This window comes from Bradyrhizobium sp. CCGUVB1N3 (genome assembly GCF_024199925.1).
In the GTDB taxonomy this organism is placed as follows: domain Bacteria; phylum Pseudomonadota; class Alphaproteobacteria; order Rhizobiales; family Xanthobacteraceae; genus Bradyrhizobium.
The window spans coordinates 2,039,895-2,066,501 of record NZ_JANADR010000001.1 but is presented as its reverse complement, the minus strand read 5'-3'; the positions used below and the strand labels follow the sequence as shown (position 1 = coordinate 2,066,501).

Sequence of the window (26,607 nt, the reverse complement as noted above, 5' to 3'; positions counted from 1 at the left end):
AGATGGCCACGCTCGAGATCAGCTCGCTTCGCAAACGCTTCGGGACGATCGAGGTTCTGAAGGGGATCGACATCACGCTCGAGAAGGGCGGCTTTCTGGTGCTGGTCGGCCCGTCGGGCTGCGGTAAGTCGACCCTGCTCAACACTATTGCGGGTCTGGAGGGGATCTCTTCGGGCGAGATCCGCATCGGCGGCGCCGTCGTCAATGATCTGCACCCGTCAAAGCGGGACATCGCAATGGTGTTCCAGTCCTATGCGCTCTACCCGAACATGTCCGTCGCCGAGAACATCGGGTTCGGCATGGAGATGCGCGGTGTTCCGAGAGCGGAGCGCGACCAGGCGGTCGCTTCGGTCGCGAAGACCTTGCAGATCGAACATCTGTTGTCGCGCCGGCCGAGCCAGCTTTCCGGCGGACAAAGACAGCGGGTCGCGATGGGACGGGCGCTCGTCCGACGACCCAGTGTCTTTCTGTTCGACGAGCCGTTGTCGAACCTCGATGCCAAGCTGCGCGTCGACATGCGGGTCGAGATCAAGCGTCTGCACCAGACGACCGGCACGACGATCGTTTACGTCACGCATGATCAGATCGAGGCCATGACGCTGGCGACGAAGATCGCCGTGCTCAAGAATGGCGAACTGCAGCAGGTGGGAAGCCCGAGCGAGATCTATAATCGTCCAGCCAACATGTTCGTCGCGGACTTCATGGGATCGCCGGCGATGAACCTGCTCGAGGGCACGGTCATGCAGGCGGATGGCCAGCAGCGGATCGCGCTGGCGCGCAAGGATGGGTCGTCGATCATGTTGCCGGTGCCGGCGAGTGCCGATGCTGCCGGGCTCAAGGACGGTGCCAAGGTGATCTTCGGCATTCGTCCCGAGGCCGTGAACGATGACGAAAGCATGGACCGCAACGCCAGATCGGTTGTCAGGTTCGACGCGAGCGTCGAGATCATCGAGCCTGCCGGATCGGATACCTATGTCGTCATCCGGGTCGCGGGCAAGGAGGTGACCGCCCGCATGCGAGCCGATGCCGACGTCCGGCTCGGACAACCGCACACCTTCGCGTTCAATCTCGACAAGGCGGTGCTGTTCGACCCAGCGACCACGCGCCGCCTCTGATCGAGCGCTGCGAGAGCTGCATGAAGATCACGGAGACAGCCGATGTCCTCGTCATCGGATCGGGCATGGGCGGTGCGACCTTTGCCGCGGGTCTGGCGCCTACAGGCGCAAGGATCGTGATCCTCGAGCGCGGCCAGCGTTTGCGCGACTGCGAGGCTGCGCGGGATGCGAGGGCGATCTTTCAGCGTGGGGTGTTCCGGCCGCAGGAGTCCTGGCTTGATGGGGCAGGGAAGGCCTTCAACCCCGGCAACTACTATTACGTCGGTGGCAATACCAAGCTCTACGGGGCAGTGCTCATCCGCTATCGCGCGGAGGACTTCGCGCCTATCGCGCACCGCGACGGAACGACGCCGGGCTGGCCGTTCGGCTATGGCGAACTGGAGCCGTGGTACAGTCGTGCGGAGCAGCTCTATAACGTGCGCGGCGCGCTCGGGGACGATTCCTCGGAACCTTTTCACTCCGCGCCCTATCCGTTCGGCCCGGTGCCGGATGAGCCGGCAATCGCCGTGGTACGGCAGCGGCTCAAGAAAATCGGGCTCAATCCGTTTTCACTGCCGCTCGGCATCGACATCGAGCCATGGCTCAAACGTGGCAAGACGCCCTGGGATGCATTTCCGGACGCCGGGCACGGCAAGATGGATGCCGAATCCTGCGGGCTTGCCTGTGCTCTCGCTCACGGCAATGTCGAACTGCGTGAAGGTGCAAAGGTCGAGCGGATTGTCGTCGAGCCGGACGGCAAGCGCATCGCCGGCGTCGAGGTGATCCAGGCCGGTGAGCGGACCATGATCGGCGCCGGCGTCGTCGTGCTCGCGGCGGGCGCCGTCAATTCGGCCGCGCTGCTTCTGCGCTCGTCACGGGACGGCATCGCGAACCGATCCGATGCGGTCGGCCGCTACTTCATGAACCACAATTCCTCGGCCGTGCTGGCGATCGATCCGCGCGTCGTGAACGACTCGATCTACCAGAAGACGATCGGCATCAATGATTTCTATCTCGATGATGGACGCGGCGGACCGCCACTCGGCAACATTCAGTTGCTTGGACGTGTCACCGCGCCGATTCTGAAGGCCAACTTGCCGCTCGCGCCGGAATTGGCGCTTGGGCTGATGAGCCGGCATGCGGTCGACTGGTACGCGATGAGCGAGGATCTACCGAGCGCCGAGAGCCGTGTGACGGTCGATGGTGCCAGTATCCGGCTCGACTGGCAGCGTTCGAACTGGACGACCCATCTGGCGCTGGTGGCGGCATTGAAGGAACGGCTGCGTGCTGCGGGTTATCCGATCGTACTGTCAAAGGCGTTCGACCGACGCACGCCCTCGCATCAGTGCGGGACGGTGCGCATCGGTCTCGATCCCGCGACATCACCGCTCGATCCGTTTTGCCGCGCCGTTGATCACCCCAATCTGTTCGTTGTCGATGCGTCGTTCCTGCCGACCTCGGCAGCGGTGAACCCGTCACTGACGATCGCCGCCCAGGCGTTGCGCGTCGCGGATCATGTTGCGAGGACCGATCTTCGAACTCATGGGGACATGAGATGACGGTTTACGATTACATCATCGTCGGCGCCGGCTCCGCCGGCTGTGTGCTCGCGAACCGCCTGAGCGTCGATGCGTCGACCAGGGTGCTCCTGATCGAGGCAGGCGGCCGCGACAACAACCCGCTGTTCAGCATGCCGGCGGGGTTCGCCAAGATGACCAAGGGCATCGCCTCCTGGGGATACTCGACGGTGCCCCAGCGCCACCTTGGCGGGCGGGTGCTGCGCTATACCCAGGCGAAGGTGCTCGGCGGCGGCTCCAGCATCAACGCGCAGGTCTACACCCGCGGAAATGTCCACGACTATGACGGCTGGGCCGCGGATGGCGCGATAGGTTGGAGCTACGCGGATGTCTTGCCCTATTTCAAGCGCGCCGAGGACAACCAGCGCTTCGTCGACGCCTACCATGCGCGCGGTGGTCCCCTGGGCGTCTCGATGCCCGTCAACCCGCTGCCGATCGGCGAAGCTTTTCTGCGAGCCGGGCAGGAATATGGAATGCCCTACAATCCCGATTTCAACGGTGCGCGGCAGGAGGGCGTCGGCCACTACCAGGTGACGGTGCGAGATGCGCGGCGGTGCTCGACCGCCACCGCCTATCTGAAGCCGATCCGTGGCCGACCGAATCTCACCGTCCTGACCGGCGCCTACAGCACGCGGATCGTGGTCGAAAATGGGCGTGCAGTGGGAATCGAGTCGGTGCGCGGAGGGCAGCGGGAGGTCGTTCGGGCCGAGCGGGAGGTCGTCCTTGCGTCCGGCGCGATCGGATCGCCTCGTCTTCTGCTGCTATCGGGGATCGGTCCGGCCGACCATCTGAATTCAGTCGGTGTTGAGCCGATCCACGATTTGCCTGGTGTTGGCGAGAATCTTCAGGACCACCTCGACCTCTATGCGATTGCGGAGTGCAAGGGCGACTTCACCTACGACAGCTATGTGAAGCTGCACCGCACGATCTGGGCGGGGCTGGAATATCTGCTGTTCAAGCGCGGGCCGGTCGCGTCCACCCTGTTTGAGACCGGGGGCTTCTGGTACGCCGACCCGGCGGCAAAAACGCTGGAATGGCCGGACGTGCAGTTCCATCTCGGGCTCGGCTCAGGAATCGAAGCGGGCGTGGAGAAGCTTGAGCATGCAGGCGTCACGCTCAATTCGGCATTCCTGCGGCCCCGCTCGCGTGGCACCGTGCGGCTCGCAAGCGGCGATCCGTCCGCGATGCCCATGATTGATCCAAATTACTGGTCTGATGCCCGTGATCGCTCGGCCGCGATCGAGGGGCTGAAGATGGCCCGTGAAATTCTCCGGCAACCCGCGCTCGAGCCGTTCGTCATGGTCGAGCGGATGCCAGGTGTTGCGGCCACAAGCGAAGCCGCTCTCGTCGACTATGCGTATCGGACCTGCAAGACCGATCATCACCCTGTAGGCACCTGCCGGATGGGCACCGACCAGCTGGCGGTGGTCGATCCGTCGCTGAGACTTCGAGGGCTCGATGGCCTGCGGATTTGCGACGCCTCGGTGATGCCGCGCATCACGTCATCGAACACGAACGCACCCACCATCATGATCGCGGAGAAGGCGGCAGATCTGATTCTCGGAAAGACGACGCTTTCTACGCCGGCGAACACGGAGCGTAACGTGTTGAAAGGTCCGCTCAGTTGCCCTGCAAGATGAGAAGTTCTAGCTGATGCGTGTTGGGCAACAGAGCGTCAGTTTACCCCGAAGGGGATCGCGCTCATTCCGCAAGAATGCGCCGGCAGGCGTCGACAAACACCTGGGCGCCGGTGACGATATCAGCGTCAGCCGTGTTCTCGGTCCAGTGATGGCTGACGCCGCCGATCGAGGGCACGAACAGCATCGCGGCCGGCATGATCGTGGCGAGAACCTGGGCGTCGTGGCCGGCGCCGCTGGGCATGCGGACGCAGCGTCCGTTCGCAAAGGCCTTGCTCGCAGCTTCAATGGCCTCCTGGAAGGGCGGATGCATTTTGGCGGGGACGCCAGTGCGTAGCCGTTCCAGGGTCACCTGACAGGGACCGCTCAAGTTGGTCTCATCGATCATCGTCCGCAGCAGCTCCTCCAGCCGCGCGATCACGGCCGGATCGTCGTCGCGGATCTGGAACAGCATCTCTGCGCCGCCCGGAATGATGCTCGGCGCCCCCGGATCGAGCGTGATACGGCCCGTTGTCCAGACCGTGCGCGGCCCGGCCACGGCCGGAAAACGCGCATCGATCGCCACGCAGAATTTGGCCAGGGCCAGGCCCGCATCCTTGCGCGCGGCCATGCGGGTCGTGCCCGCGTGGTTCTGCTCGCCGACGAAATTGATGCGGTATTGCCAGATCCCCACGATGGAGGCGACCACGCCGATCGCGAGGCCGCCCGTCTCGAGCGCGTTGCCTTGCTCGATATGGGCCTCCAGATATCCGATGTGGCGTCTCGGTTCAGCCGTGAAACGCGCCAGGCCGGCAAGGCCTGCATCGGATAGCGCCTCGCGCATGCTCTGCCCGGTGGTGCGGTCGCGCGCTGCATCGATGTCGGCTTCGCTCACGCCGCCGACATAGGACCGCGAGCCGAGGAAGTGACCGAAATGCCCTTCCTCGTCGCACCATGCCGCGACTTCGACGGCGCCGCGCAGCGACGGATCGGAGTTGATGACACGGGCAGCCTCGAGCGCATAGACGACCCCAAGCGGACCATCGAGCCAGCCGGCATAGTTCTGGCTTTCGAGATGCGATCCGGCCAGCAGTTTCGGTCCCGTACGCGTGCTCGTGCCGAGGATGTTGCCGATGCCATCGATCGTACCGGTGAGTCCCGCTTCGGGAAGCTTTTCGACAAGCCATGCGAGCGAGTCGCGATGCGGCTCGGAGAAGGTCGGCTTGTGCACGCCGGTCTTGTAGGCGCCGATGGCGCGGAGCGCACTGAGGTCGGCGAGCACGCGCTCGCCGTTGGCGACGGAACGATCAGGCATGTTCGGCAACCTTCAACGCCTCGGTGCGGATCTCCTCGACGAGGCGCTCCTTGAGACGGACGAACTCCGGCGTGGTCTTGATCTTGTACGAGCGCGGATGCGGCAGGTCGACTGCAATCTCGGCCTTGATGCGGCCGGGTCGTGCGCTCATAACGATGACCCGGCTGCCGAGGAAGATCGCTTCCTCGATGTCGTGCGTCACGAACAGCACGGTCTTCTGGTCGCGCTCCCAGATCCCGAGCAGCATCTCCTGCATCAGCGCGCGGGTCTGGTTGTCGAGCGCGCCGAAGGGCTCGTCGAGCAGCAGGATCTTTGGATCGTTGGCGAGCGCGCGTGCGATCGCGGTGCGCTGCTGCATGCCGCCCGACAATTGCTTCGGCCAGTGATTTTCAAAGCCGGACAGCCCCACCTGGCGGATGAAGGCATCAGCAATCTTGCCGCGTTCGCTTTGCGAAATGCCACGCTCGCGCAGGCCGAAGGCGATGTTCTCCCGCACGGTGAGCCAGGGGAACAGCGTGTAGGACTGAAACACCATGCCGCGATCCGCGCCGGGACCGCTTACCTCGCGCCCGTCGAGCAGAACGCGGCCGCTGGTCGGCCGGTCGAGACCGGCGACGATGCGGAGCAGGGTGGATTTGCCGCAGCCGGACGGACCGAGGATGGTGACGAAGTCGTTGTCGCCGACGTCCAGGCTGGTCGGCTCGATCGCCTTTGTCGGGGCGTGGCCCGCCCGCGCGGGAAAGGTTCGTGAAACCTGATCGATCCTGAGCTTGGTCATGCGAGCTTCCACGGAAACAGCCACGCATTGAACGCCTTGAACAGGAAGTCGGAGACGAGGCCGATCAAGCCGATGACGATGATGCCGAAGATGATCTGCCCGGTGTTGAGCAGGGCCTGGCTGTCGGTGATCATATGACCGATGCCTGACGATGAGCCGATCAGCTCAGCGACGATGACGTAGGTCCACGCCCAGCCTAGCACCAGCCGCAGGATTTCGGCGATCTCGGGCGCGGAGGAGGGCAGCAGCACCCGGCGGATGATGCCGCGATCGCTGGCCCCTAACGTATAGGCCGCCTCGACCAGGTCGCGCCGTGTGGCGCCGACGGTCACGGCCACCATCAGGATGACCTGAAACACCGAGCCGATGAAGATGACGAGCAGCTTTTGCAATTCGCCGATACCGGCCCACAAGATCAGAAGCGGGATGAAGGCGGAGGCCGGCAGATATCGCGCGAAGGACACGAATGGCTCAAGGAAAGCTTCGATCGGCTTGTAGGCGCCCATCAGCACGCCGAGCGGCACGGCAATGACGGCGGCAAGCGCAAAGCCGCCGACCACGCGCCAGACCGTCATGCCGATATCGAACAGGAAGCCGTGCCGGGTCAGGAGCTCAAAGCCTTCCTGCACCATGGTCAGCGGGTTCGCGAGGAAGGTCTTCGATACATGGCCCCCGAAGGTCGCCCAGGACCACAAGGCAACGAAGAGCACGAAGAACGCGAGGCCGTAAGCCGTACGTTGCTTCGCAGTCACGGGATCGAGCGGACGCATCACGGGCGTGGTTTCCAGACGGGGCGAGATCCTGCACCGGTTCGCTCCGCGCGAAGCGAACCGGCTTGGTGCTGGCGGTGTTTACTTGATGAAGCTCGCGTCGAAGAGATCGTCGACCTTCGGTGCGGCCTTGATGATGCCGATCTCGAGCAGCAGATCCGCGGCGTCCTTATTGAAGGCCAGGAACTCGCCGCCGAAGAACTTCTGGTTCGCGGCCTTGTCCTGCCAGCGCAGGTACTTCGCCGAGTTGCCAAACTGCTCGCCGGTCTGTTTCACGTCGGCGCCCATGATCTCATAGGCCTTGGCCTGATCCTTCGCGATCATGTCGAGCGCCTCGAAATAGCTGTCGGCCAGCGCCTGGGCGGCCTTGGGATTCTCGCCCAGGAATTTCGGCGTGCAGCCGAACGTGTCCATCACCATCGGATAGTCGAGCGTGGTGGCGATGATCTTGCCCTTGTCGGGCGCGGCGCGCACCGTCGAGAGGTAGGGCTCATAGGTCATCGCGGCATCGTTCTGGCCGGAGACGAAGGCCTGCGCGGCGGCGGCCGGCTCGAGGTTCACGACCGTGACGTCCTTCACCGACAGGCCATTCTTCTTGAGCATCCATGCGAGCGCGAAATAGGGCGAGGTGCCCGGCGCGGAGGCGGCGACCGTCTTGCCCTTCAGGTCCTTGATCGCGGGGAGATCGTTGCGGACGGCCATGCCATCGGCCCCGTAGCTCTTGTCGAGCTGGAAGATCTGCTTGGTCGCAACGCCGTTGGCGTTCCACGAGATCCAGGTCTCGACGGTTGTCGCCGCGCACTGGACGTCGCCGGAGGCAATGGCCAGATGGCGGTCCTTCTGCGGGATCTTCTTGATCGTCACATCGAGGCCATTCTTCTTGAAGATGCCGGCCTCCTTGGCGAGCGTCAGCGGCGCAAAGCCGGTCCACCCGGAGATGCCGACGCCGACCTTGACGTCATCGGCGAGCGCCGGCGTCGCTACTACGAGAGCAATGATGGCTGCGAATGCTTTTGTATTACGCATGATTGTTGTCCTCTTGCCGATCGATGTACTGAACCTGGTTGATCACATCACGTTGCATGAATTGTGCCGCTTGCGACATCGCTGCTCAACCTCCCTTGAAGCGGGCGACGAGACGGTGGGAGTCACCGGGATAGAGCAACCGCACCGCGGTCAGCGTCCGCGCGCTGCGCCAGGTGTAGCGGTCGATGACGAGGCAGGGCGCGCCGACCGCGATGCCGAGCGCCTCCGCGGTGCGATCATCCGCAACGACGGCGCTGATCGTGTGCTCGGCTTCCGTCCATGGGACATGATGAAGCAGCCACGAGCCGGGCGGCTCGGCCGCAAAGTCGGCGTGTGCTGCTTCCGGCACGGCTTCGAGATCGATCAGCCTGTCCTCGAGCGCGAACGGCACGTTGTCGGCGCTGTGGCGGCAGGTGATCGCGATCACCTTGCCCGTCTTCCGCACCCCGAGGCGGGCGCGATCGGCAGCACTTGCGGTGCGGCGCGTGCATTGGACCAGCTGATAACCATAGCCGCGGCCAAGTGCGGTGATTTCCGCGCGAATGTCGGCGATCTTGAGCACCGCGGACAGATGCTGCGGACGGCGAACGAACGTGCCGGCGCGTCGCCGCCGCTCGATCAGGTCGGCCTGTGCGAGCTCCGACAGCGCCTTGTTCACCGTCATGCGCGAGCAGCGATAGCGCGCCATCAATTGATGCTCGAACGGGATGCGATGACCGGGTGGCCACTCGCCGGTCAGGATCCTGGTCTCGATGTCGCGTCTGATCTGCTTGTAAAGCGTCGGCTTGTCGTCGAGCTTGTCGGTGGCGAGGCTCATGCGATGAGCCTCCGCACCGCCGTGTTGAAGCGTTCCCGCGCCGAGCGGCGAAGCACATGTTGCCCGCCTTCGACGGCCTTCCTGCCGCCGGCCCAAACACAATCGACCGCGCCTGCGCCGGTCGCAAAGATCCAGCCGTCGAGGACGGCGTCAGCACGGCGCCCGGCGAGCGAAGGATGGGTCGTGTCGAGGGTGACGATGTCGGCGCGCGCGCCGACTTTCAGTCCCACGACGGCTTGCGCGAGTGCCTGGCCGCCACCGGCCAATGCGCCGTCGAGCAGGGCGCGTCCGGTCGATGCGCCGGGCGCGTTCGACAGCACGTTGCGCTCGCGGTGCTTGAGCCGCTGGCCATATTCGAGTTGCCGCAACTCGTCGGCAATGCCGACCAGCACATTGGAGTCGGTGCCGACGCCGAACCGGCCGCCGGCATCGAGGAATTCGCGGGCCGGAAAAATGCCGTCGCCGAGGCTTGCTTCGGTGACGGGGCAGAGGCCCGCGACTGCGCCCGTCTTCGCAAGCGAAGCGACTTCCGTCGGCGTCGTATGGGTCGCGTGAATGAGGCACCAGCGCTGATCGACGGGCGCTTGTTCGAGCAGCCATTCCACCGGGCGCTTGCCGGACCAGGCGAGGGAATCCTCGACTTCCCGGATCTGTTCCGCAGCGTGGATATGAACCGGACCGCCGTCCGCAAGCGGCACGATCGCTGCCAGCTCGTCCGGCGTCACGGCGCGCAGGCTGTGCGGCGCGATGCCGATATTGGCGCCGGGCAACCTGCCGACGGCCTCGCGCGAGGCGGCAAGCAATTTTGCAAACTGATCGACCGAGCAGATGAAACGGCGCTGGCCGGCATGCGGCGCGTCGCCGCCGAACGTGCCGTGGGCATAAAAGCTCGGCAGCAGGGTGAGACCGATGCCTGACGTCTCGGCGGCCTGCGCGATGCGCGTCGCCATCTCCGCCGGGTTGGCGTAGGGCGCGCCGTCATGATCGTGATGCAGATAATGAAACTCGCCGACGCGGGTAAAACCATGCTCGAGCATTTCGACATAGAGCAGGGTGGCGACGTTCTCGACGTCGTCGGGCGTCATCGTGAGCGCGAAGCGGTACATCGTCTCGCGCCAGGTCCAGAACGTATCGGCGGTGTTGCCGCGCGTCTCGGCGAGCCCCGCCATGCCGCGCTGGAACGCGTGGCTGTGCAGGCTCGCTAGTCCGGGAACGGCGAGTTGATGGCGCTCGGCTCCGGCTGCCGGCGCGACGCCGGCTGTCACCTCGGCGATGGCGCCGTCGGTGACGACGACCTGCACGTCGTCGGCCCAGCCCGAGGGCAGCAGCGCGGATGCGAAATGCAGTCGTGTCATGTTTCCTGCCGGCTGGACAGAACCGCGCCACGATTATATGTCTAGACATATAAGTCAAGCGTCCGGCAGCGAAGGATTACCTGCATGGCAGAGCGCTTCGATCGGATCTGGCACAATGCCCGCCTCGCCACGATGCGAGACGATCTGCCCGATCTCGGCGAGACCGCGCACGGCGTGGTCGCGGCGCGCGACGGCCGCATCGTCTTTGCAGGCGCACACTCCGATTTTCCGGCGGATGCCGACGCGGCAGAGTGGATCGATTGCGCGGGGCGGTGGATCACGCCCGGCTTCGTCGACTGCCACACGCATCTGGTCTATGGCGGCAACCGCGCGCACGAATTCGAACTGCGACTTAAGGGAGCGAGCTACGAGGAGATCGCGCGCGCCGGCGGCGGGATCGTCTCGACGGTTGCGGCAACGCGGGCCGCGAGCGAGGCTGCTCTGATCGAAAGCGCACTGCCGAGGCTCGACGCGCTGCTCGGCGAGGGCGTGACCACGCTGGAGATCAAGTCCGGCTATGGCCTCGATACCGACACCGAGCTGCGGCAGCTCGGTGCCGCGCGTGCGCTCGCGCGCGTCCGGCCGGTTGCGATCCGCACGAGTTTCCTCGGCGCGCACGCGCTTCCCGTCGAAGCCGGCGGCGACAAGGACCGCTACATCGATCTGGTGTGTCGCGAGATGCTGCCTGCGGTGGCGCAGGCAGGGCTTGCCGACGCCGTCGATGCGTTCATGGAAGGCATCGCGTTCTCGGCAGAGCAAACGGCGCGTGTCTTCGCGGCGGCGAGGGCGCTCGGCCTGCCGGTGAAGCTGCACGCCGATCAACTGTCCAATCTCGGCGGTGCGGGGCTCGCCGCGAAATTCTCGGCGCTGTCCGCGGATCATCTCGAGCACACCGATGAGGCCGGTGCCGTGGCGATGGCCCGGGCGGGGACGGTGGCGGTTCTGCTGCCCGGCGCCTTCTATTTCATCCGCGAAACGCGGAAGCCGCCGCTCGAGCTGTTCCGCAAGCATGGCGTCAGGATCGCGCTCGCAACCGACTGCAATCCCGGCAGCTCGCCGCTCACCTCGCTTCTGCTCACGATGAATATGGGCGCGACGTTGTTCCGGATGACGGTCGTCGAATGCCTCGCCGGCGTGACGCGTGAGGGGGCGCGCGCGCTGGGCATGCTTGCCGAGATCGGCACGTTAGAGGCCGGCAAATGGTGCGACCTCGCGATCTGGGATGTCGAGCGGCCGGCCGAGCTCGTCTACCGGATCGGCTACAATCCGTTGCATCGACGTGTCTGGGGAGGCCAATGAGCGGCGCGGCGACACAGATCGTTGTCACACCCGGCCGCGTCAGCCTCGGCGATCTCGCGCAAGTGCTGGCGGGCGCGAGCGTGGTGCTCGATCCTTCGTTCTGGCCGACGGTCGACGCGGCCTCGGCGATCGTGGCCGCGGCCGCGCAGGCACCCGCACCGGCCTACGGCATCAATACCGGGTTCGGAAAGCTTGCCTCGAAGCGTATCTCGCCCGACCAGACGGCAACGCTTCAGCACAATCTGATCGTGTCGCATTGCTGTGGCGTCGGATCGCCGACGCCGGAGTCGGTCGTGCGGCTGATGATGGCGCTGAAGATCATCTCGTTGGGACGCGGCGCGTCGGGGGTGAGGCGGGAGGTCATCGCGCAGCTCGAAGCGATGCTGGCCCGCGGTATCTGCCCGCTGGTGCCGCAGCAGGGCTCGGTCGGCGCGTCCGGCGATCTGGCGCCGCTCGCGCACATGGCCGCGGTGATGATCGGTGAGGGGCAGGCGCTGGTTGGCGGAACGACCATGCCGGGCCGCGAGGCCCTGGCCCGCGCCGCTCTCGCGCCATTGACGCTTGGTCCCAAGGAAGGCCTCGCACTCATCAACGGCACGCAGTTCTCCACGGCCTATGCGATCTCCGGCCTGTTGCGCGCGCATGGGCTGGCCTGCGCGTCGTTGGTGACGGGCGCGCTGTCCGTCGATGCGGCGATGGCCTCGACGGTGCCGTTTCGTTCCGAGATCCACGCGCTGCGCGGCCATCCCGGACAAATCGCCGCCGGCGCGACGCTGACAGCCTTGCTCGACGGCAGCGACATCCGTCAGTCGCATCTTGAGGGCGACGAGCGGGTTCAGGATCCCTATTGCCTGCGCTGCCAGCCGCAGGTCGCCGGTGCCGCGCTCGATGTGCTGGCGCAGGCGGCACGTACCTTGATGATCGAGGCCAATTCCGTCACGGACAATCCGCTGGTGCTGGTCGAGACCGGCGAGATCGTGTCGGGCGGCAATTTCCACGCTGAGCCGGTCGCCTTTGCCGCCGACGGAATCGCGCTCGCGCTATCCGAAATCGGCGCCATCAGCGAACGGCGCATCGCAACGCTGGTCGATCCCGCGCTGAATTTCGGCCTGCCGCCGTTTCTCACGCCCGATCCCGGCCTCAACTCCGGCTTCATGATCGCCGAGGTCACCGCGGCCGCGCTCTACGCCGAGAACAAGCAGCGCGCCGCGCCATGCTCGATCGATTCGACGCCGACCAGCGCCAACCAGGAAGACCACGTGTCGATGGCCGCGCACGCCGCACGGCGGCTCTCCGACATGGCGGATAATCTCGCCTCCATTCTCGGCATCGAGCTGCTGGTCGCTGCGCAGGGCATCACGTTGCGCCTGCCGCACCTGACCAGCCCCGCGCTTGGGGCCGTCATCGCCGCGTTGCGCGAGGAGGTGCCGGCGCTCGGGCCCGACCGCTACATGGCCGACGACCTCGCCAAAGCCAAGGCGATGGTCGAGGCCGACGCGTTGCCGCGCATTGCGAGCGCGTCGCTCGCGAAAGATCCGTTTCCATTGCTTGCCTCAGAGGTCACCTCATGAACCGCCGACTGGACAACGAACGGACGATCCGCGCCCCCCGCGGCTCCGATATCAGCGCCAAGAGCTGGCTGACGGAGGCGCCGCTCCGTATGCTCATGAACAATCTCGATCCTGACGTGGCCGAGCGGCCGGGCGAGCTCGTCGTCTATGGCGGGATCGGCCGCGCGGCGCGTGACTGGGAGAGCTTTGACCGGATCGTTACCTCGCTGCGCAAGCTCGAGGGCGACCAGACATTGCTCGTTCAGTCGGGCAAGCCGGTCGGTATCTTCCGCACCCATGCCGATGCGCCGCGGGTGCTGATCGCGAACTCCAATCTCGTGCCGCACTGGGCGACGCTCGATCACTTCAATGCGCTCGACAAGGCCGGCCTGATGATGTTCGGCCAGATGACGGCCGGCTCCTGGATCTATATCGGTAGCCAGGGCATCGTGCAGGGGACCTACGAGACCTTCGTCGAGGTCGGGCGGCGCCATTACGGCGGCAGCCTTGCAGGCAAGTGGATTCTGACCGCCGGCCTCGGCGGCATGGGCGGCGCGCAGCCGCTGGCGGCGACGATGGCCGGTGCTTCGCTGCTCGCGATCGAGTGCCAGCCGAGCCGCATCGAGATGCGCCTGCGTACCGGCTATCTCGATCGTCAGGCGGGCTCGCTGGATGATGCGCTCGCAATCATGGCGGAGGCTGGGCAAACCAAAAAGCCGGTCTCGGTCGGCCTGCTCGGCAACGCCGCCGACATCTTCCCCGAACTCGTGCGCCGCGGCGTCAAGCCCGACATCGTCACCGACCAGACCAGCGCCCATGATCCGATCAACGGGTACTTGCCGAAGGGATGGACGCTTGCGGAGTGGGAAGCCAGGCGCAAGGACGATCCCAAGGCTGTGGAGCTCGCGGCAAAGTCCTCCATGGTCGACCACGTCAAGGCGATGCTGGATTTCCACGCGCAGGGCATTCCGACGCTCGACTACGGCAACAACATCCGCCAGATGGCGAAGGACATGGGGCTGAACAATGCGTTCGATTTCCCGGGCTTCGTGCCGGCCTATATCCGTCCCCTGTTCTGCCGCGGCGTCGGGCCGTTCCGCTGGGCCGCGTTGTCGGGCGATCCCGAGGATATCTTCCGCACCGACGCTCGCGTGAAGGAGCTGATGCCGCACGACAAGCACCTGCACAACTGGCTCGACATGGCGAAGGCGCGCATCAAGTTCCAAGGGTTGCCGGCGCGGATCTGCTGGGTCGGCCTCGGCGATCGGCATCGGCTTGGGCTCGCCTTCAACGAGATGGTGGCGCGTGGCGAAGTGAAAGCACCGATCGTGATCGGCCGCGACCATCTCGATAGCGGCTCGGTAGCAAGCCCGAACCGCGAGACCGAGGCGATGCGCGACGGTTCGGACGCGGTGTCGGACTGGCCGCTGCTCAATGCGCTGCTCAATTGCGCCAGCGGAGCCACCTGGGTGTCGCTGCATCATGGCGGCGGCGTCGGCATCGGTTATTCGCAGCATGCCGGCATGGTGATCGTTGCCGATGGCACGGCGGAAGCCGGTCGCCGCCTCGAACGCGTGCTGTGGAATGATCCGGCGAGCGGTGTCATGCGTCACGCCGATGCAGGCTACGAAACGGCGATCGACTGCGCCCGCGCAAACGGCCTCGATCTGCCGAGCCTCGCAGGCTAAAGCGCGATGAGATTGGGCTGCTCAGCGCTTCCGGCTGATCGGCTGTCCGGATACCAGATCGATGAAATGGACGCGCGCGCAGGCGGGGCAGGTGAAGGCCTCAAAACTCCGCCCCTCGGCGCCCTGCTGCTTTTCCAAATGAGTTTGCACATTCATGCCCGTCTGAGGGCAACGAAAAACGATCAAATCGGCCATCGAGACAGCATGGATGGATGGCTCATTTCGTCCTTGATATAGATCAGTTTTAGAATCGTCCCAGCTCCACGGCAACATCCGCAAATGCGAAGGGGCCCCGAAGGGCCCCTCAAGATCACCAACGGCGCCAGCCATAATGGCGCGGGCCGTAGTAGCCCGGCCCATAATATCTGGGTCCGTAATAGGGTGCGCCGTAGCCATAATAGTAGCTCGGCTGCCGCCAGCAACGCCCCCAGGCGTCGCAGACCAAGCGAACCTGCTCGGCATCTGGGGTCACCTGCGGAGCAGGCGCCACTGGCATGGCCGCTGCCGGCGATGCCGCGACTGCGGCGAACAATGACGCGGCAACGAGGCCAATTCCAAACTTCATGATGTGTCTTCCTTTGCTTACCGGCCCCAAGATATCGAACAGGTTCTGATCAAATTGTGGCGGGGCCGAAATGTAATGCAGATGAATGAATCTTCATCCGGACGGTCATGGAGCCGGGACATCGGCGCCCGTGCGGCGCCGCTTTGATCCTTGATCTTGCGCAATTCGCGCGCGCTCCGGCGCCTCTAGTCTGCATCTCGTGGGAGCGGCGACGCGCCGGTCCCTCAAGAAGGTGCACCACCATGCGGACCATTCCCAGCCTCTCGATCTCGCCCGAGAAGGTCTTCTTCATCATCGCGAAGTCGCGCCAGTCCGACAGCGGGGCGGACGGTGGCGGCGTCATCCTGGACAGCGGCGACGACGACATGAGCTATGGCCGCGGCGGCCGGGGAGAGGCGACCGACCGCGCGGAGCTGGCCGGCTTCATCCGCGACCTCAATGTCGACGAGCAGATCGATCTCGTGGCGCTGACGTGGCTCGGCCGCGGCGACGGCGACCTCTCGAGCTGGCGCGAGCTGCAGGCCCAGGCCGCGCAAGCACACAACAATCGTACCGCCTCCTACCTGATCGCGACACCGATGCTCGCGGACTATCTTGAGGAGGCGATGACGCAGTTCGGCAAGTCCTTCGAGGAGTTCGAAGGGCATCTCTGACCGGCCGGACTGCACAGATTAGCGCGGGCTAGCCTTTCGCGGCGCCCGCGCCAATCCTGGAGTTGCCGCCGGCTGCGCGTCGGCGTCGCTCAGAAGCAGGGGTGCCGGCGCCTATCCTGACCGATATAGGCGGCCGAGCTCTGGTAGCAGCTGTTGGTCGGTCCGTCGTAATAGGCGAAGCTGCCGGGCGTGACCCCCGGACCCGTAATTGTGGATGTAGCTGATCGGGTAGGGCAGCGGATTGGTGTAGTAGCGGTGGTACCGGTGATGGACCCGCGCCTCGGACAGGCTCGGGGCGAGCGTCACCACCGACAGGGCGGCGACCGCCGCAAGGCACTTCAACTTGCTCATCTTGATTCTCCGGAAGCCGACCTAACCGACAACGATCTTATAGCGATTTGCGACCCGTAGGGCACCCGCTTTGCGGCCATAGACCGGGTGAAATTCCACAGATTCACGCCTTGGTGCGCCCGGGAAAGCCGGCGAGCCCCAAGGTCTGCCCATTTTTGGCCTTTTCCGGATGCTTAACGAATTCCCAACACAGTTTGGCCAAGAGTTCGTTCGCGTCCGGTGGCCGGCCCCTTGGGGTCTCTTTGAGGTCGGCTCACTTCAAACCAGGCTTCAGCCGTTACTCCGCAATGCGCATCACGCCCACCTGCCTGCTGTTGCTGTTCTGCGTCGCCGCAGCGCCTGCGCGCGCGGATTTGCACATCACGCGCGACCACGGCGGCTACGTCGAGGAATACAAGGCCAAGTACAAGCGTATCCGCGAAAAGGGCGAGCGGGTCATCATCGACGGCATCTGCAATTCGGCCTGCACCTTGGTCCTGGGCATCGTGCCCATGAACAAGATCTGCGTGACACCGCGCGCCAGCCTCGGCTTCCATCAGGCCTATTACGACAAGGCATTCACCTTCGGCATCAAGGTGACCAGCGCCGCGGGCACGTCCGACCTGATGTCCTATTACCCGGACACGGTGAAGGACTGGATCCAGCGCAATGGTGGGCTCACCCCCGAGATGAAGAAGATCAAGAACGGCGCCGATCTCTGGAAGATCGTCGATCCCTGTCCCGACGAGTGGTGAGCGGCCGGCCCAGCTGACGTCGTCCTCGATGCAGCCTGCAGCTCTCTCGTGCAGCGCAGCATCAGACCCGCCCAAATTCGCATTGCGGCGCTGCCTGTCATCGGGCAATCAGAGCGGCAATGAATCATAATCAAGAAACTTGGGCCGCACGCGCGGCGCCGGTCCTCTTCGTCGTGCTGTGGAGCACCGGGTTCATCGCCACCAAATCCGTCGTCAACAACGCCGATCCCTTGACCTACCTCGCCATCCGCATGGCGATCGTGGTCGGGTTGATGGCGATCATCGTGGCAATTGCACGTCCCAAATGGCCGGATGGGGCCGGAATCGCCCACAGCGCGGTCGCGGGCATTCTCGTCCACGGCTTCTATCTCGGCGGCACCGCGATTGCGATCGCGCATTCGATTCCAGCCGGTCTCTCCGCGCTCATCCCGGGCCTCCAGCCGATCCTGACCTCGACCATTGCCAATCGCTGGCTCGGCGAGCGGGTGACGCCGCTGCAATGGGGCGGGCTCTTGCTCGGTCTCGGTGGCGTGGTGCTGATCCTGCACAATCGTCCGATGACGGGGGAGGCGGGCCTCGGATGGCTCGCCTCGGTGGTCTCGCTGATCAGCATCACGCTCGGCACGCTCTACCAGCGCCGCTACTGCAACCACATCGACTGGCGCGCCGGCAATCTCGTGCAATATGTCGCAGTGACGCTGTTCTTTGCGGCCGGCGCCTTCGCCTTCGAGGACCGCGTGGTGCACTGGACGCGGGAGTTCGTGCTGGGGCTGGCCTGGCTCGCGGTGGCGCTCTCGATCGGATCGATCGGCCTGCTGTATTGGCTGATCCGCCATTCGGCCGCGACCGCGGTTGCGAGTCTTTTCTATCTCGTCCCGGCGGTCACGGCGCTGATGGCCTATCTGCTGTTCGGCGAAAGGCTTGATGCGGTGGCGGTGGCCGGCATGGCGATCTGCGCGGCGGCAGTATTCCTCGTCAACAGGCGCTTCTAAAGCGCGATGAGATTGGGATGAATCGTCATCGCGCTTTAGGTTGTTGTTTGCGCATGATCTCCGCGCAAACGCGTTCCGCGTTTGTCGCGAGGGAAAACCGCTTCACACTTTTCCGGATCATGCTCTAACCGCGCGGGCGGACTTCGGCGCGGCGGGCAAGAAGCGCGTGCAGAGCCGCCGGATGCCGGGCACCCGGAGGCCTGGTCTCGGGTCCGCGATCAGCGCTTGGCTTTCTTCTTTTTCTTCGTGGCTTTCTTGGTGGCTTTCTTCGCGGCCTTCTTCACGGCCTTCTTGGGAGCGTTCTTCGCGGCTTTCTTCTTGGCCGTCTTCTTGGCCGCCTTCTTGGAAGCCTTCTTGGCCTTCTTTGCTGCCTTCTTCTTCGGCGCTACTTTCTTTGCGACCTTCTTGGCGGCTTTCCGGGCCTTCTTCGGCGCTGGCTTTGCAGCCTCTTTGGGCGGCTCGGCGACGGGCATCGCTTCGATCGCCGGCTCAATGACGGGTGTGTCGTCGTTCATATCGTCCCCCAAGGTTTGAACGGAGCCACGACGATAGCGGGATTCGACAACCTGTCAAAGCAACGCTCAACTTCTGCGGATCTTCGCGTAAGCTGCGAGCGCGCGCTCGCGTCCCTTGGCATGCTCGACGATCGGACGCGGATAGCCGTGGCCGAGTTCGACGCCTGCGCTTACAAGCTCGATCGGTGTCGCGTTCCAGGGTTGATGGATCAGCTTCGCCGGCAGATGCTTCAGTTCGGGCACCCAGCGCCGCACATAGGTGCCATCAGGATCGAACTTCTCGCCCTGGAGCACCGGGTTGAAGACACGGAAATAAGGTGCGGCATCGGCGCCGCAGCCGGCCACCCATTGCCAGTTGGCGGGGTTGCTGCCGGGGTCGGCATCGACCAGCGTGTCCCAGAACCAGTCTTCGCCCCGTCGCCAGTCGACCAGGAGATGCTTGACCAGGAAGGAGGCCGTGACCATCCGCACCCGGTTGTGCATCACGCCGGTGTGCCAGAGCTCGCGCAGGCCGGCATCGACGATCGGATAACCGGTTTGGCCGCGCTGCCAGGCGGCAAGCGCGGTCTCATCATGCTTCCACGGGAAGGCATCGAACCCTGGTTGCAGGTTCTCCGTCGCGAGATCGGGATGGTCGAACAGGAGGTGACGGCAGAACTCGCGCCAGCCGAGCTCGCTGAGGAATTTCTCGACGCCGCTCGCGAGCGTGGGGTCCTCAGCGGCGGCGAAGCGCGCGGCGTGCCAGAGCTGGCGCGGGCTGATCTCGCCGAAGCGCAGATGCGGTGACAGCCTGGAGGTGCCTGGCAGGTCGGGCCGGTCACGCTCGCCGGCATAGCTGCGCGCGGTGGCCTTGAGGAAATCGCGCAGCAGGACGCGCGCCTTGCTCTCGCCGGGCTGCCAGCTCTCGCGCAAGCCGCCGGCCCAATCGGGCCGCGTCGGTTCGAGCCCGTAGCTTTCGAGGGCATCGCTCGCAAGCGCTGGACCCACCCGCAGCGCTGTCGGTGCGGGTAGAGGTTTTGGCGGATCGCCCAGCGCAAGCACGCGCCGCCAGAATGGCGTGAACACGCGCAAGCCGCGGCCCTCCTTGTTGCGGATTGTGCCCGGCGAGGCCAGGAGGTCGCCGGGGAAGCTTTTTGAGTCCACGCCGAGCTTTGCAAGGCTCCCCTTCAGTTTTGTCTCAAGCGCTTGATGCGGCACCTGCGCGATCTCGTTCCAATAGACCGTGACCGCACCGCTCTCGCGTGCCACCTCGGGGATCACCTTGACCGCCGGCCCCCTGCGTAGCGTGAGCGCGCCGCCGATCGCGGCGAGGTCTGCGGCAAGCGACCGCAGCGACTGCGCCAGCCACCAGCGCGCGGCGGCACCGAGCGGCCGTCCGGCGGTGTCGTCGAGGACATAGAGGCAGATCACCGGTGCGCCAGTGCGCGCGGCGGCGTGGAGGGCCGGGTGGTCGGAGAGTCGCAGGTCATCGCGGAACCAGACGATGATCGGCGGTGGGCTTGGCATGCGGGAATGATCCTCGTTTACCTTTTGGAAAGCATGCCGCCGGCCGCAGTTGCGAACCACCGTTAATGCGATCGTAAGCCGGTTCCTCAAATATACGGCGTTTTTTCGGGGGAGTTTGATGTCCAATTCTTCGACTGGGAAGTTCCTGCCGCAGGTCAGGTTCAAGCTCGGCACCAAGGCGGTGCTGTGCGCGGTGCTCCTGATTGCGGTGAATACGGCACTCGTGGTCGGTGCGGGCTATTGGTCTCTCACGTCGGAGTTCAACGATCGCGCGTTGCGCGACATCGAGGTCAATCTGCGCACGCTGGCGCTCGCCTTCGCCGAGATCGTTCCCGACGCCAGGATCACGATGAAGGACGGCATGGTCGTCCGCGCCGAGATCCCCAAAATGCCCGACTTCAAGGACCACGCGATCGTCGATCGCGCCGTGTCCTATGTCGGCGGCAATGCCACGCTGTTCGTGTTCGATGACGCCAGTGGGCAGTTCGTCCGCCGCTCGACCAATGTGAAGAAGGAGAACGGCGACCGTGCCGTCGGCACCCAGCTTGCCGCCGATCACCCCGGCCAGGGCCCCCTGCGCAAGGGCGAGGCCTACAAGGGGCCGGCGACGCTGTTCGGCAAGTCCTTCATGACCGCCTATTTCCCGGTCGCGGATACGGCCGGCAAGGTCGTCGGCATCCTCTATGTCGGCATTCCCATGGCGCAGTTCGAGAGCATGATGGCGGAGGCGATCCGCAACATGGCAATTGCCGCCGGCATCGCAGCGCTGCTGGTGCTCGCTCTGACCATGTTGGTCGTGCGCCCCGTGACCAAGCCGCTGAGCTCGGTGACGAACTCGCTGACGGCGCTGGCCAACGGCCAGAACGACATCACCATCGATTGCGAGGACCGGGCGGACGAGATCGGCGAGATCGCGCGCACGGTCGCCGTGTTCAAGAGCAATTCGCTGGAGCGGGCACGCCTGCGCAGCGAGCAGGCTGCGACGACGGCGGCTGCCGCCGAGCAGCGCAAGTCCGAGCTGCGCAACTTCGTCGACGAGTTCCGTGGCAGCGTCGGCGGCATCCTCAACAACGTGCTGGACTCCTCGAGCGAGTTCGAGCGCGTGGCGCGGCAACTGACCGACACCGCGCGTTCGACCGCCGACCTGTCGGCACAGTCCGCGGGTGCTTCCGAAACCGCCTCCGACCACGTGAAGTCGGCGGCTGCGGCCTCCGACGAGCTCTCCAAGTCGATCAGCGAGATCACCCGCAGGGTGCAGGAATCGAACGAGATCTCCGCCGAGGCGGTGCAGCAGGCCGAGGCCACCGACCAGCGCATCGCGCAGCTTTCGGAAGCCGGCGCCCGCATCGGCGACGTCGTCAAGCTGATCACCTCGATCGCCGAGCAGACCAATCTGCTGGCCCTCAACGCTACCATCGAAGCCGCGCGCGCAGGCGACGCGGGGCGCGGCTTTGCGGTGGTGGCGCAGGAGGTCAAGACGCTCGCCGGCCAGACCGCCAAGGCGACCGATGAGATCTCCAGCCAGATCGCCAGCATGCAGCTTGCGACCGAAGAGTCGGTCGCCGCCATCAAGGCGATCGGCCAGACCATCGAGCGCATCAGCGGCATCGCCACGTCGATCTCTGCGGCGGTCGAGCAGCAGAAGAGTGCCACCCACAACATCGCCGGCAGTGTTCGTGCTGCGGCAAGCGGCACGGCGGATGTCGCCGCCAATGTCCGTCATGCGGCCAAGGGCGCGAACGAGACCGGCGAGACCTCGAGCCGGATGTTCGCCTCGGCTCAGGCGCTGTCGGGCGAGAGTCTCAATCTGAAGGCCGAGGTCGAGAAATTCCTCGACCGCGTGCGCGCGGCTTGATCGGCGCAGCGGGCTGAAACCATCCGGCTCGCCACGTCGTAGCTTGCGGCATCATGTGGCTGTCCGGACGGGGAGGCTGCCGTGAACCGCACGATGGTTCTGTACGTTGCGACGCTGGTCGTCCTGATGGGCCTGGATTTCCTGTTCCTGGGCCTGATCGCGAAGGGCTTCTTCGTCGCCGAGGTCGGCGACATGCTGGGCGAGCTGAAGCCGGTGCCGGCGGCGCTGTTCTACCTTCTCTACGTCGTCGGCGTGCTGATCTTCGTCAGCGGATCGAAGGATGCGGCCTGGCAGTCGACGCTGCTCTACGGCGCGCTGTTCGGGCTGTTCTGCTACGCCACCTTCGACCTGACGGCGCTGGCGCTGCTCAAGGCTTGGAGCTGGCCGGTCGCCCTCGTCGACATCGGCTGGGGTGCAGTGGTGACCGCGGTCGCATCGACCGCGGGTCTCCTGGTGGCGGATTGGGTGACGAGCTGATCCTTCGTCATTCCGGGGCGGTGCTCAGCACCGAACCCGGAATCTCGAGATCCCCCAATGCGCATTTGCGCATTGGGGTTCGCGCTGACGCGCCATCCCGGGATCACGGTCATCGGTTGCTGTCGCAACCGCCAACCGTCACTTCGGCTGCGGCACGATCCGGATGTAGGGCTTTGGCTCCTTCCAGCCCTGCGGCCAGATCGTCTTGGCCTCGTCGTTGGACACCGAGCCCGCGATGATCACGTCCTCGCCCTGCTTCCAATCGGCCGGCGTCGCGACGCGATGCTTTGCCGTCATCTGCAGCGAGTCGATGGAGCGCAAAATCTCCTGGAAGTTGCGACCGGTGGTCATCGGATAGACCATCACCAGCTTGATCTTCTTGTCCGGGCCGATGACGAAGACATTGCGGACCGTCTGGTTGTCGGCCGGAGTCCGGGTGAGGGGATCGCCCGAGGTCGAGGCCGGCAGCATCTCGTAGAGTTTCGAGACGTTGAAGTCGGTGTCGCCGATCATCGGATAGTTCGGCGCGGCGCCTTGCGTCTCCTTGATGTCTTCCGACCACTTGGTGTGGCGGTCGACCGGATCGACGGAGAGGCCCATCAGCTTGACGCCGCGCTTGTCGAATTCGGGCTTCAGCTTGGCGAGGGCGCCGAGCTCGGTGGTGCAGACCGGAGTAAAATCCTTGGGATGCGAGAACAGAAGGGTCCAGCTGTCGCCAATCCAGTCGTGGAATTTAATTTTCCCCTCGGTGGTTTCGGCTTCGAAGTCGGGGGCGGTCGTGCCAATTGGAAGCGGCATGGTTCTACCTCATCTCATTGAAGTTAATGACAAATTCTGTTTAGAGGTGTCGGGCTGAGTATAGGCCCGGCAAGGTCCGAAGTGAACCCGTTCAAGTAAAATGTGAAATCATTCTCTCAAGACGCCAATCTTCTAGCACCTTCTTGCCGCATGCGCTGCTGCGGCGAAATATCTCCGCCGGCGGGAAAGGGCTGGATTGCCCCGATAATGCCTTTTATGACCCGCATCACGCCCGCCCGACGGTTTGATGGAACCAAAATGGTCCTGACAGCGACCAATCGGCAGCCATCTATAAAAGTCGCGATCCCCATATCGAATCGTTAACCACTCGTTTAGGCCCGCATGAAAATGCTGGTCGATCAGAAGAAATCTGGAAGAAGTCTGGAAGTGAACTATGTCTGCCGCTGCCAAGTCCCTTGAGTCCAAGTCCCCTGAGTCCAAGTCCGTCTCTGCCAAGTCCGTTGACTCGCCGTCCCTCGAACCGTCCTGCCGTGATACCGCGGCCCATGCACTCAGCATCGTGCGCGACGGTGTGATCACAGGCGAAGGGCCTACCACCAAGGGTCGGGTGCATTTCTCCCGCTCGCTCGATGCCGATGACGCCGCCTGGTGCGCGCGCATCCTGACTGCCGTCGCCGTCAACGACCAGCCCGTCAGCCGCGCCGAAGCCGAGGCGCTGTTCGAGATCAACGAGGCTGCGACCGAGCGCACCGATGCTGGCCGGTTCGACGACCTCCTGGCGAAGGCCGTCGCGCATCACGCCGCGAGCGCCTCCGGCCTGCCGGTGCCGCCGCGCAGCGTCGCGTTGTCGCCCGAGACGGACATCGAAAGCTGGGCGCCGGCCTATGCCTCGAAGGTCAAGACCGAGATGCTGGAATGGATTGCCGGCCAGATGCGCGGCAAGCGCCAGGGCAACCGTCGCCTGATGGCGATGGTGGCGACCTTCCTGGGCGCCACCGCGCTGCCGCTGGCGGGCCAATTGCCGAACGTGTTCGACATTGGCATGTAATGTCGCGCATCTCATGATGCGCCTTTCGGGACGGCGGGGTTATTTCCCCGCCGTTTTTTGTTTGCCACTCTCGGGCTCGAGGCCGAGCGTGCGGCCCGGGAATCCGGCCGCGTCGAAATAGCGCTGGCTCTCGACGCGCTGGAAGTTCAGGACCGTGCGCAGGCCGTTCTCGGCAGGCTTCGACTTGACGTCGCCGACATAGGCCTTCGGTACGATGCCGTTCGGCAGGGCTTCCGACATCACGCGGCCGACCAGGCCGCCATTCTGGGAGGTCCGTAGCCCCATGAGCTTGGCCGCCGTCATCCCGACGTCGGCATTGCTGACCGGCAGCGCGTCAACGAAGCCGGCTTTGAAGTCCGGCCCGATCGCGGCCATGAAGTTCATGGTGTCGCCGCGGCTGAAGCTGCCGTGCATGCCCTGACCCTGGCGCAGCACGGTGTCGGCGACCTGCACCGAGCAGTTGGTTGGCGCCTCGCCGCAATCGCTGGCATAGGAGCGGAAGTTGACGACGATCGCCGGCGTCGGCGTCGCCGCCTTGCCGCGCAGATTGATCAGCGACAGCGGCAACGTGCCGGGGAAACGGCCGAGGGAGTCGTCGACGAACAGGCCGGAGACATAGTCCTGCTCGAGCAGCGCCTTGATCGTCTTTGCCGCCAGCTTCTTGTCCTTGTTCGGCAGGTAGACCAGGTCTGATCCACCGTTGGTCGCGACGACGAGATCGGGCTTGGTGGGATCCTTGCCCAGCACGCCGTTGCCCGCCTTCGGATGCGCGTTGCCGGTGACGGCGGCGTTCTTGTCATTGGGATCGAACAGCGGCAGGTCCAGCGCCTTGGCAAGGTCGAGCGCCAGGAAGCCCATCGGCAGGAAGTCCTTCGGCGTGTCGTCATAGCTGACCTTGGCCGAGGGGCTGGTCTTGCTTTCCTTGGAGATCGTGGAGAAGCCGTGGTCAGCGGATACGATGATGTTGGTGCTTGCCGTAAGGCCGAGCTCGTCCAGCGCCTTGCGGAGCTGGGCGAGGTTGTTGTCGGCATTCTTGATGCCGGCCATCGAGGTCGGCCCGTTGATGCCCGGCTTGATCTGATTCAGGCTGTCACCGGTGTTGTGCTGGCTGCCGTCGGGATCGCGTGACCAGAGCACCAGGACGAACGGCTTGTTGCGCGCCTTGAACATCGGCAGAACGACCTTGGCGGCGACGTCGGCGAAATAGGCCTGCTGGGCGACGTTGGCGACCGTGGTGCCCGGTGTCTTGGCATCGCCCGCCTTGGCATTGTCGCCGCGTGAGGGTGCGGTAACGGGCAGGCCGGCCTTGGTCAGCGCCTCCTTCATCTCGTCTGACAGTGCCACGCCAGCCTTGCCGCCGGTAGCATCGTCAATCACGATCGAGTGCTGACCGGCCTTTTCCGGGTGATCGGTGTGGTCGAACTGGTAGGTCGGGCCGAGCTTGCCGATCGCCGCGGTGGAAAGGCCCTTGTCGCGGGCCATCTTCAAAATGGTCTCTTCGTTGAGATAGTCGCCCTTGAAATGCTCGTCGATGTCGCCGAGCACGGCGTCGTTCTCGATGAAGGGGACCACGGTGTCGCCGGCGGGGGCGGAGGTGTAGCCGGTCCAGATCGTGTTGGAGAACACGCCGGTGTCGCCGAGATAGTGCCCGGTCGACATCGCCGAGCCGTTCGCCATGGTGAAGGTCGGGAATAGCGAATGCGAATTCTTGAAGTTGACGCCCTTGTCGCGGATTTCGGCCATGGCCGGCGCGGTCTCGGGCGTGACTTTCAGCGCGCGCAGGCCGTCCGGGATGAACAGGATCAGGTTACGGGGCGTGTTGTTCTGCGCGGAGGCAAGTCCGGTGGACAGCATTGTCAGTCCGGCGGACAGCAACAGCAGTGAACGGCGCATCAAATCTCTCCCAGCGGTGAGGCGGCTTGGCGGCCGACCGCGGCCGCCGCCTTCATTTAGTTTTGCTGCATGACGGTTTTGTTACAAGCGGAGGGTTTGTGCAAGGATGATGGGGAAAGGCAGCTCGGTGTCGTTCCCGGCTTTCGCCAACGCGGTGAGCCACCCGTGCTGTCGCAACGCCATCATTGCAATGACGGAGCAAGGTGCCGTGGCTTGATACGCCCTCCGAGTGGGGCGAGGCGGGGATACGATGATTCCGAATTTCGTCGATCGATATGAGCGGCGCGAAGTGACCCGCTTCTGCGGTGGTTCGTCCGTCGGGCTGCGCTAGCGATCCTGGCTGGGCCGACTGGTCGGGCACAGAACCCAACTGC

The 26,607-nt window shown here is 64.7% G+C and carries 24 protein-coding genes and 1 pseudogene; 12 read left to right on the top strand and 13 right to left on the bottom strand.

Translation table 11 applies throughout. The features are described from left to right. Window positions 1-2 precede the first annotated feature (2 nt). The 3 genes from NLM33_RS09820 to NLM33_RS09810 are packed head-to-tail and all read left to right on the top strand — an operon-like array spanning window position 3 to window position 4,311. A complete protein-coding gene (locus NLM33_RS09820; protein ID WP_254095869.1) occupies window positions 3-1,115 on the top strand; it encodes an ABC transporter ATP-binding protein in 1,113 nt (370 codons plus the stop codon). A 20-nt stretch (window positions 1,116-1,135) separates the two neighbouring features. Then, window positions 1,136-2,653 (top strand): GMC oxidoreductase, encoded by a 1,518-nt coding sequence (locus NLM33_RS09815; RefSeq protein WP_254095868.1) that lies wholly within the window; start codon window positions 1,136-1,138, stop codon window positions 2,651-2,653. After that, the gene (locus NLM33_RS09810; protein WP_254095867.1) at window positions 2,650-4,311 is read left to right on the top strand and encodes a GMC family oxidoreductase; all 1,662 of its coding nucleotides are present in this window, start codon (window positions 2,650-2,652) and stop codon (window positions 4,309-4,311) included. Before NLM33_RS09815 ends, NLM33_RS09810 begins: the two co-directional genes overlap by 4 nt. A 61-nt stretch (window positions 4,312-4,372) precedes the next feature. Here NLM33_RS09810 and NLM33_RS09805 read toward each other — a convergent pair whose 3' ends face one another. The 6 genes from NLM33_RS09805 to NLM33_RS09780 form a co-directional block, all read right to left on the bottom strand. Beyond that, entirely contained in the window at window positions 4,373-5,602 is a 1,230-nt protein-coding gene (locus NLM33_RS09805) for a Zn-dependent hydrolase (protein ID WP_254095866.1), read from the bottom strand. Further along, on the bottom strand, window positions 5,595-6,380 hold the full coding sequence (locus NLM33_RS09800) for an ABC transporter ATP-binding protein (protein WP_254095865.1): 786 nt from the start codon (window positions 6,378-6,380) through the stop codon (window positions 5,595-5,597). Before NLM33_RS09800 ends, NLM33_RS09805 begins: the two co-directional genes overlap by 8 nt. Continuing rightward, a complete protein-coding gene (locus tag NLM33_RS09795; protein WP_027525944.1) occupies window positions 6,377-7,150 on the bottom strand; it encodes an ABC transporter permease in 774 nt (257 codons plus the stop codon). The genes NLM33_RS09800 and NLM33_RS09795 overlap by 4 nt, the downstream gene beginning before the upstream one ends. Window positions 7,151-7,231: 81 nt before the next feature. Beyond that, window positions 7,232-8,176 carry an ABC transporter substrate-binding protein gene (locus NLM33_RS09790; protein ID WP_254095864.1) on the bottom strand — a complete coding sequence of 315 codons (945 nt, stop codon included), beginning with the start codon at window positions 8,174-8,176 and terminating at the stop codon, window positions 7,232-7,234. A gap of 85 nt (window positions 8,177-8,261) precedes the next feature. Further along, a complete protein-coding gene (gene hutC, locus NLM33_RS09785) occupies window positions 8,262-8,993 on the bottom strand; it encodes a histidine utilization repressor (RefSeq protein WP_254095863.1) in 732 nt (243 codons plus the stop codon). Then, a complete protein-coding gene (locus NLM33_RS09780; RefSeq protein ID WP_254095862.1) occupies window positions 8,990-10,348 on the bottom strand; it encodes a formimidoylglutamate deiminase in 1,359 nt (452 codons plus the stop codon). The genes hutC and NLM33_RS09780 overlap by 4 nt, the downstream gene beginning before the upstream one ends. An 84-nt stretch (window positions 10,349-10,432) precedes the next feature. On the opposite strand from NLM33_RS09780, the gene hutI reads away from it, so the two are divergent. From hutI to hutU, 3 genes are read left to right on the top strand one after another with little or no spacing between them, the layout of a single operon-like run. After that, complete coding sequence (gene hutI / locus NLM33_RS09775) at window positions 10,433-11,647, top strand: imidazolonepropionase (protein WP_254095861.1); 1,215 nt, start codon at window positions 10,433-10,435, stop codon at window positions 11,645-11,647. Next, complete coding sequence (gene hutH, locus NLM33_RS09770; RefSeq protein WP_254095860.1) at window positions 11,644-13,218, top strand: histidine ammonia-lyase; 1,575 nt, start codon at window positions 11,644-11,646, stop codon at window positions 13,216-13,218. Before hutI ends, hutH begins: the two co-directional genes overlap by 4 nt. Continuing rightward, window positions 13,215-14,885, top strand: a complete 1,671-nt coding sequence (gene hutU / locus NLM33_RS09765; protein ID WP_254095859.1) for a urocanate hydratase — start codon at window positions 13,215-13,217, stop codon at window positions 14,883-14,885. Before hutH ends, hutU begins: the two co-directional genes overlap by 4 nt. Before the next feature lie 21 nt (window positions 14,886-14,906). On the opposite strand, the gene NLM33_RS09760 is transcribed toward hutU, so the two are convergent. Further along, entirely contained in the window at window positions 14,907-15,080 is a 174-nt protein-coding gene (locus tag NLM33_RS09760) for a hypothetical protein (RefSeq protein WP_254095858.1), read from the bottom strand. A 115-nt stretch (window positions 15,081-15,195) separates the two neighbouring features. Continuing rightward, window positions 15,196-15,450 carry a hypothetical protein gene (locus NLM33_RS09755; RefSeq protein ID WP_254095857.1) on the bottom strand — a complete coding sequence of 85 codons (255 nt, stop codon included), beginning with the start codon at window positions 15,448-15,450 and terminating at the stop codon, window positions 15,196-15,198. A gap of 242 nt (window positions 15,451-15,692) precedes the next feature. Here NLM33_RS09755 and NLM33_RS09750 point away from each other — a divergent pair, with 242 nt between their 5' ends. After that, window positions 15,693-16,103 carry a DUF3775 domain-containing protein gene (locus tag NLM33_RS09750; RefSeq protein WP_254095856.1) on the top strand — a complete coding sequence of 137 codons (411 nt, stop codon included), beginning with the start codon at window positions 15,693-15,695 and terminating at the stop codon, window positions 16,101-16,103. A gap of 89 nt (window positions 16,104-16,192) precedes the next feature. On the opposite strand, the pseudogene NLM33_RS09745 reads toward NLM33_RS09750, so the two are convergent. Further along, window positions 16,193-16,454 (bottom strand): annotated as a pseudogene (locus tag NLM33_RS09745) (hypothetical protein). Window positions 16,455-16,741: 287 nt separating this feature from the next. On the opposite strand from NLM33_RS09745, the gene NLM33_RS09740 reads away from it, so the two are divergent. Next, a complete protein-coding gene (locus tag NLM33_RS09740) occupies window positions 16,742-17,188 on the top strand; it encodes a hypothetical protein (protein WP_254095855.1) in 447 nt (148 codons plus the stop codon). A gap of 119 nt (window positions 17,189-17,307) precedes the next feature. After that, on the top strand, window positions 17,308-18,180 hold the full coding sequence (locus tag NLM33_RS09735) for a DMT family transporter (RefSeq protein WP_254095854.1): 873 nt from the start codon (window positions 17,308-17,310) through the stop codon (window positions 18,178-18,180). 218 nt (window positions 18,181-18,398) lie between these two features. Here the strand turns inward: NLM33_RS09735 and NLM33_RS09730 are convergent, their stop codons facing one another. Together NLM33_RS09730 and NLM33_RS09725 are read right to left on the bottom strand one after the other, a co-directional pair. Further along, the gene (locus NLM33_RS09730; RefSeq protein ID WP_254095853.1) at window positions 18,399-18,695 is read right to left on the bottom strand and encodes a hypothetical protein; all 297 of its coding nucleotides are present in this window, start codon (window positions 18,693-18,695) and stop codon (window positions 18,399-18,401) included. Window positions 18,696-18,761: 66 nt separating this feature from the next. Then, entirely contained in the window at window positions 18,762-20,201 is a 1,440-nt protein-coding gene (locus NLM33_RS09725) for a deoxyribodipyrimidine photo-lyase (RefSeq protein WP_254095852.1), read from the bottom strand. Between the two features lie 118 nt (window positions 20,202-20,319). On the opposite strand from NLM33_RS09725, the gene NLM33_RS09720 reads away from it, so the two are divergent. Then, complete coding sequence (locus NLM33_RS09720; protein ID WP_254095851.1) at window positions 20,320-22,056, top strand: methyl-accepting chemotaxis protein; 1,737 nt, start codon at window positions 20,320-20,322, stop codon at window positions 22,054-22,056. An 81-nt stretch (window positions 22,057-22,137) separates the two neighbouring features. Beyond that, window positions 22,138-22,533, top strand: a complete 396-nt coding sequence (locus NLM33_RS09715; protein ID WP_254095850.1) for a DUF2177 family protein — start codon at window positions 22,138-22,140, stop codon at window positions 22,531-22,533. A gap of 138 nt (window positions 22,534-22,671) precedes the next feature. Here the strand turns inward: NLM33_RS09715 and NLM33_RS09710 are convergent, their stop codons facing one another. Then, window positions 22,672-23,331 (bottom strand): peroxiredoxin, encoded by a 660-nt coding sequence (locus NLM33_RS09710; RefSeq protein WP_254095849.1) that lies wholly within the window; start codon window positions 23,329-23,331, stop codon window positions 22,672-22,674. Between the two features lie 394 nt (window positions 23,332-23,725). On the opposite strand from NLM33_RS09710, the gene NLM33_RS09705 reads away from it, so the two are divergent. Beyond that, on the top strand, window positions 23,726-24,340 hold the full coding sequence (locus tag NLM33_RS09705) for a hypothetical protein (RefSeq protein WP_254095848.1): 615 nt from the start codon (window positions 23,726-23,728) through the stop codon (window positions 24,338-24,340). Between the two features lie 39 nt (window positions 24,341-24,379). Here NLM33_RS09705 and NLM33_RS09700 read toward each other — a convergent pair whose 3' ends face one another. Further along, entirely contained in the window at window positions 24,380-26,233 is a 1,854-nt protein-coding gene (locus tag NLM33_RS09700) for a nucleotide pyrophosphatase/phosphodiesterase family protein (RefSeq protein ID WP_254095847.1), read from the bottom strand. Window positions 26,234-26,607: the final 374 nt, after the last annotated feature.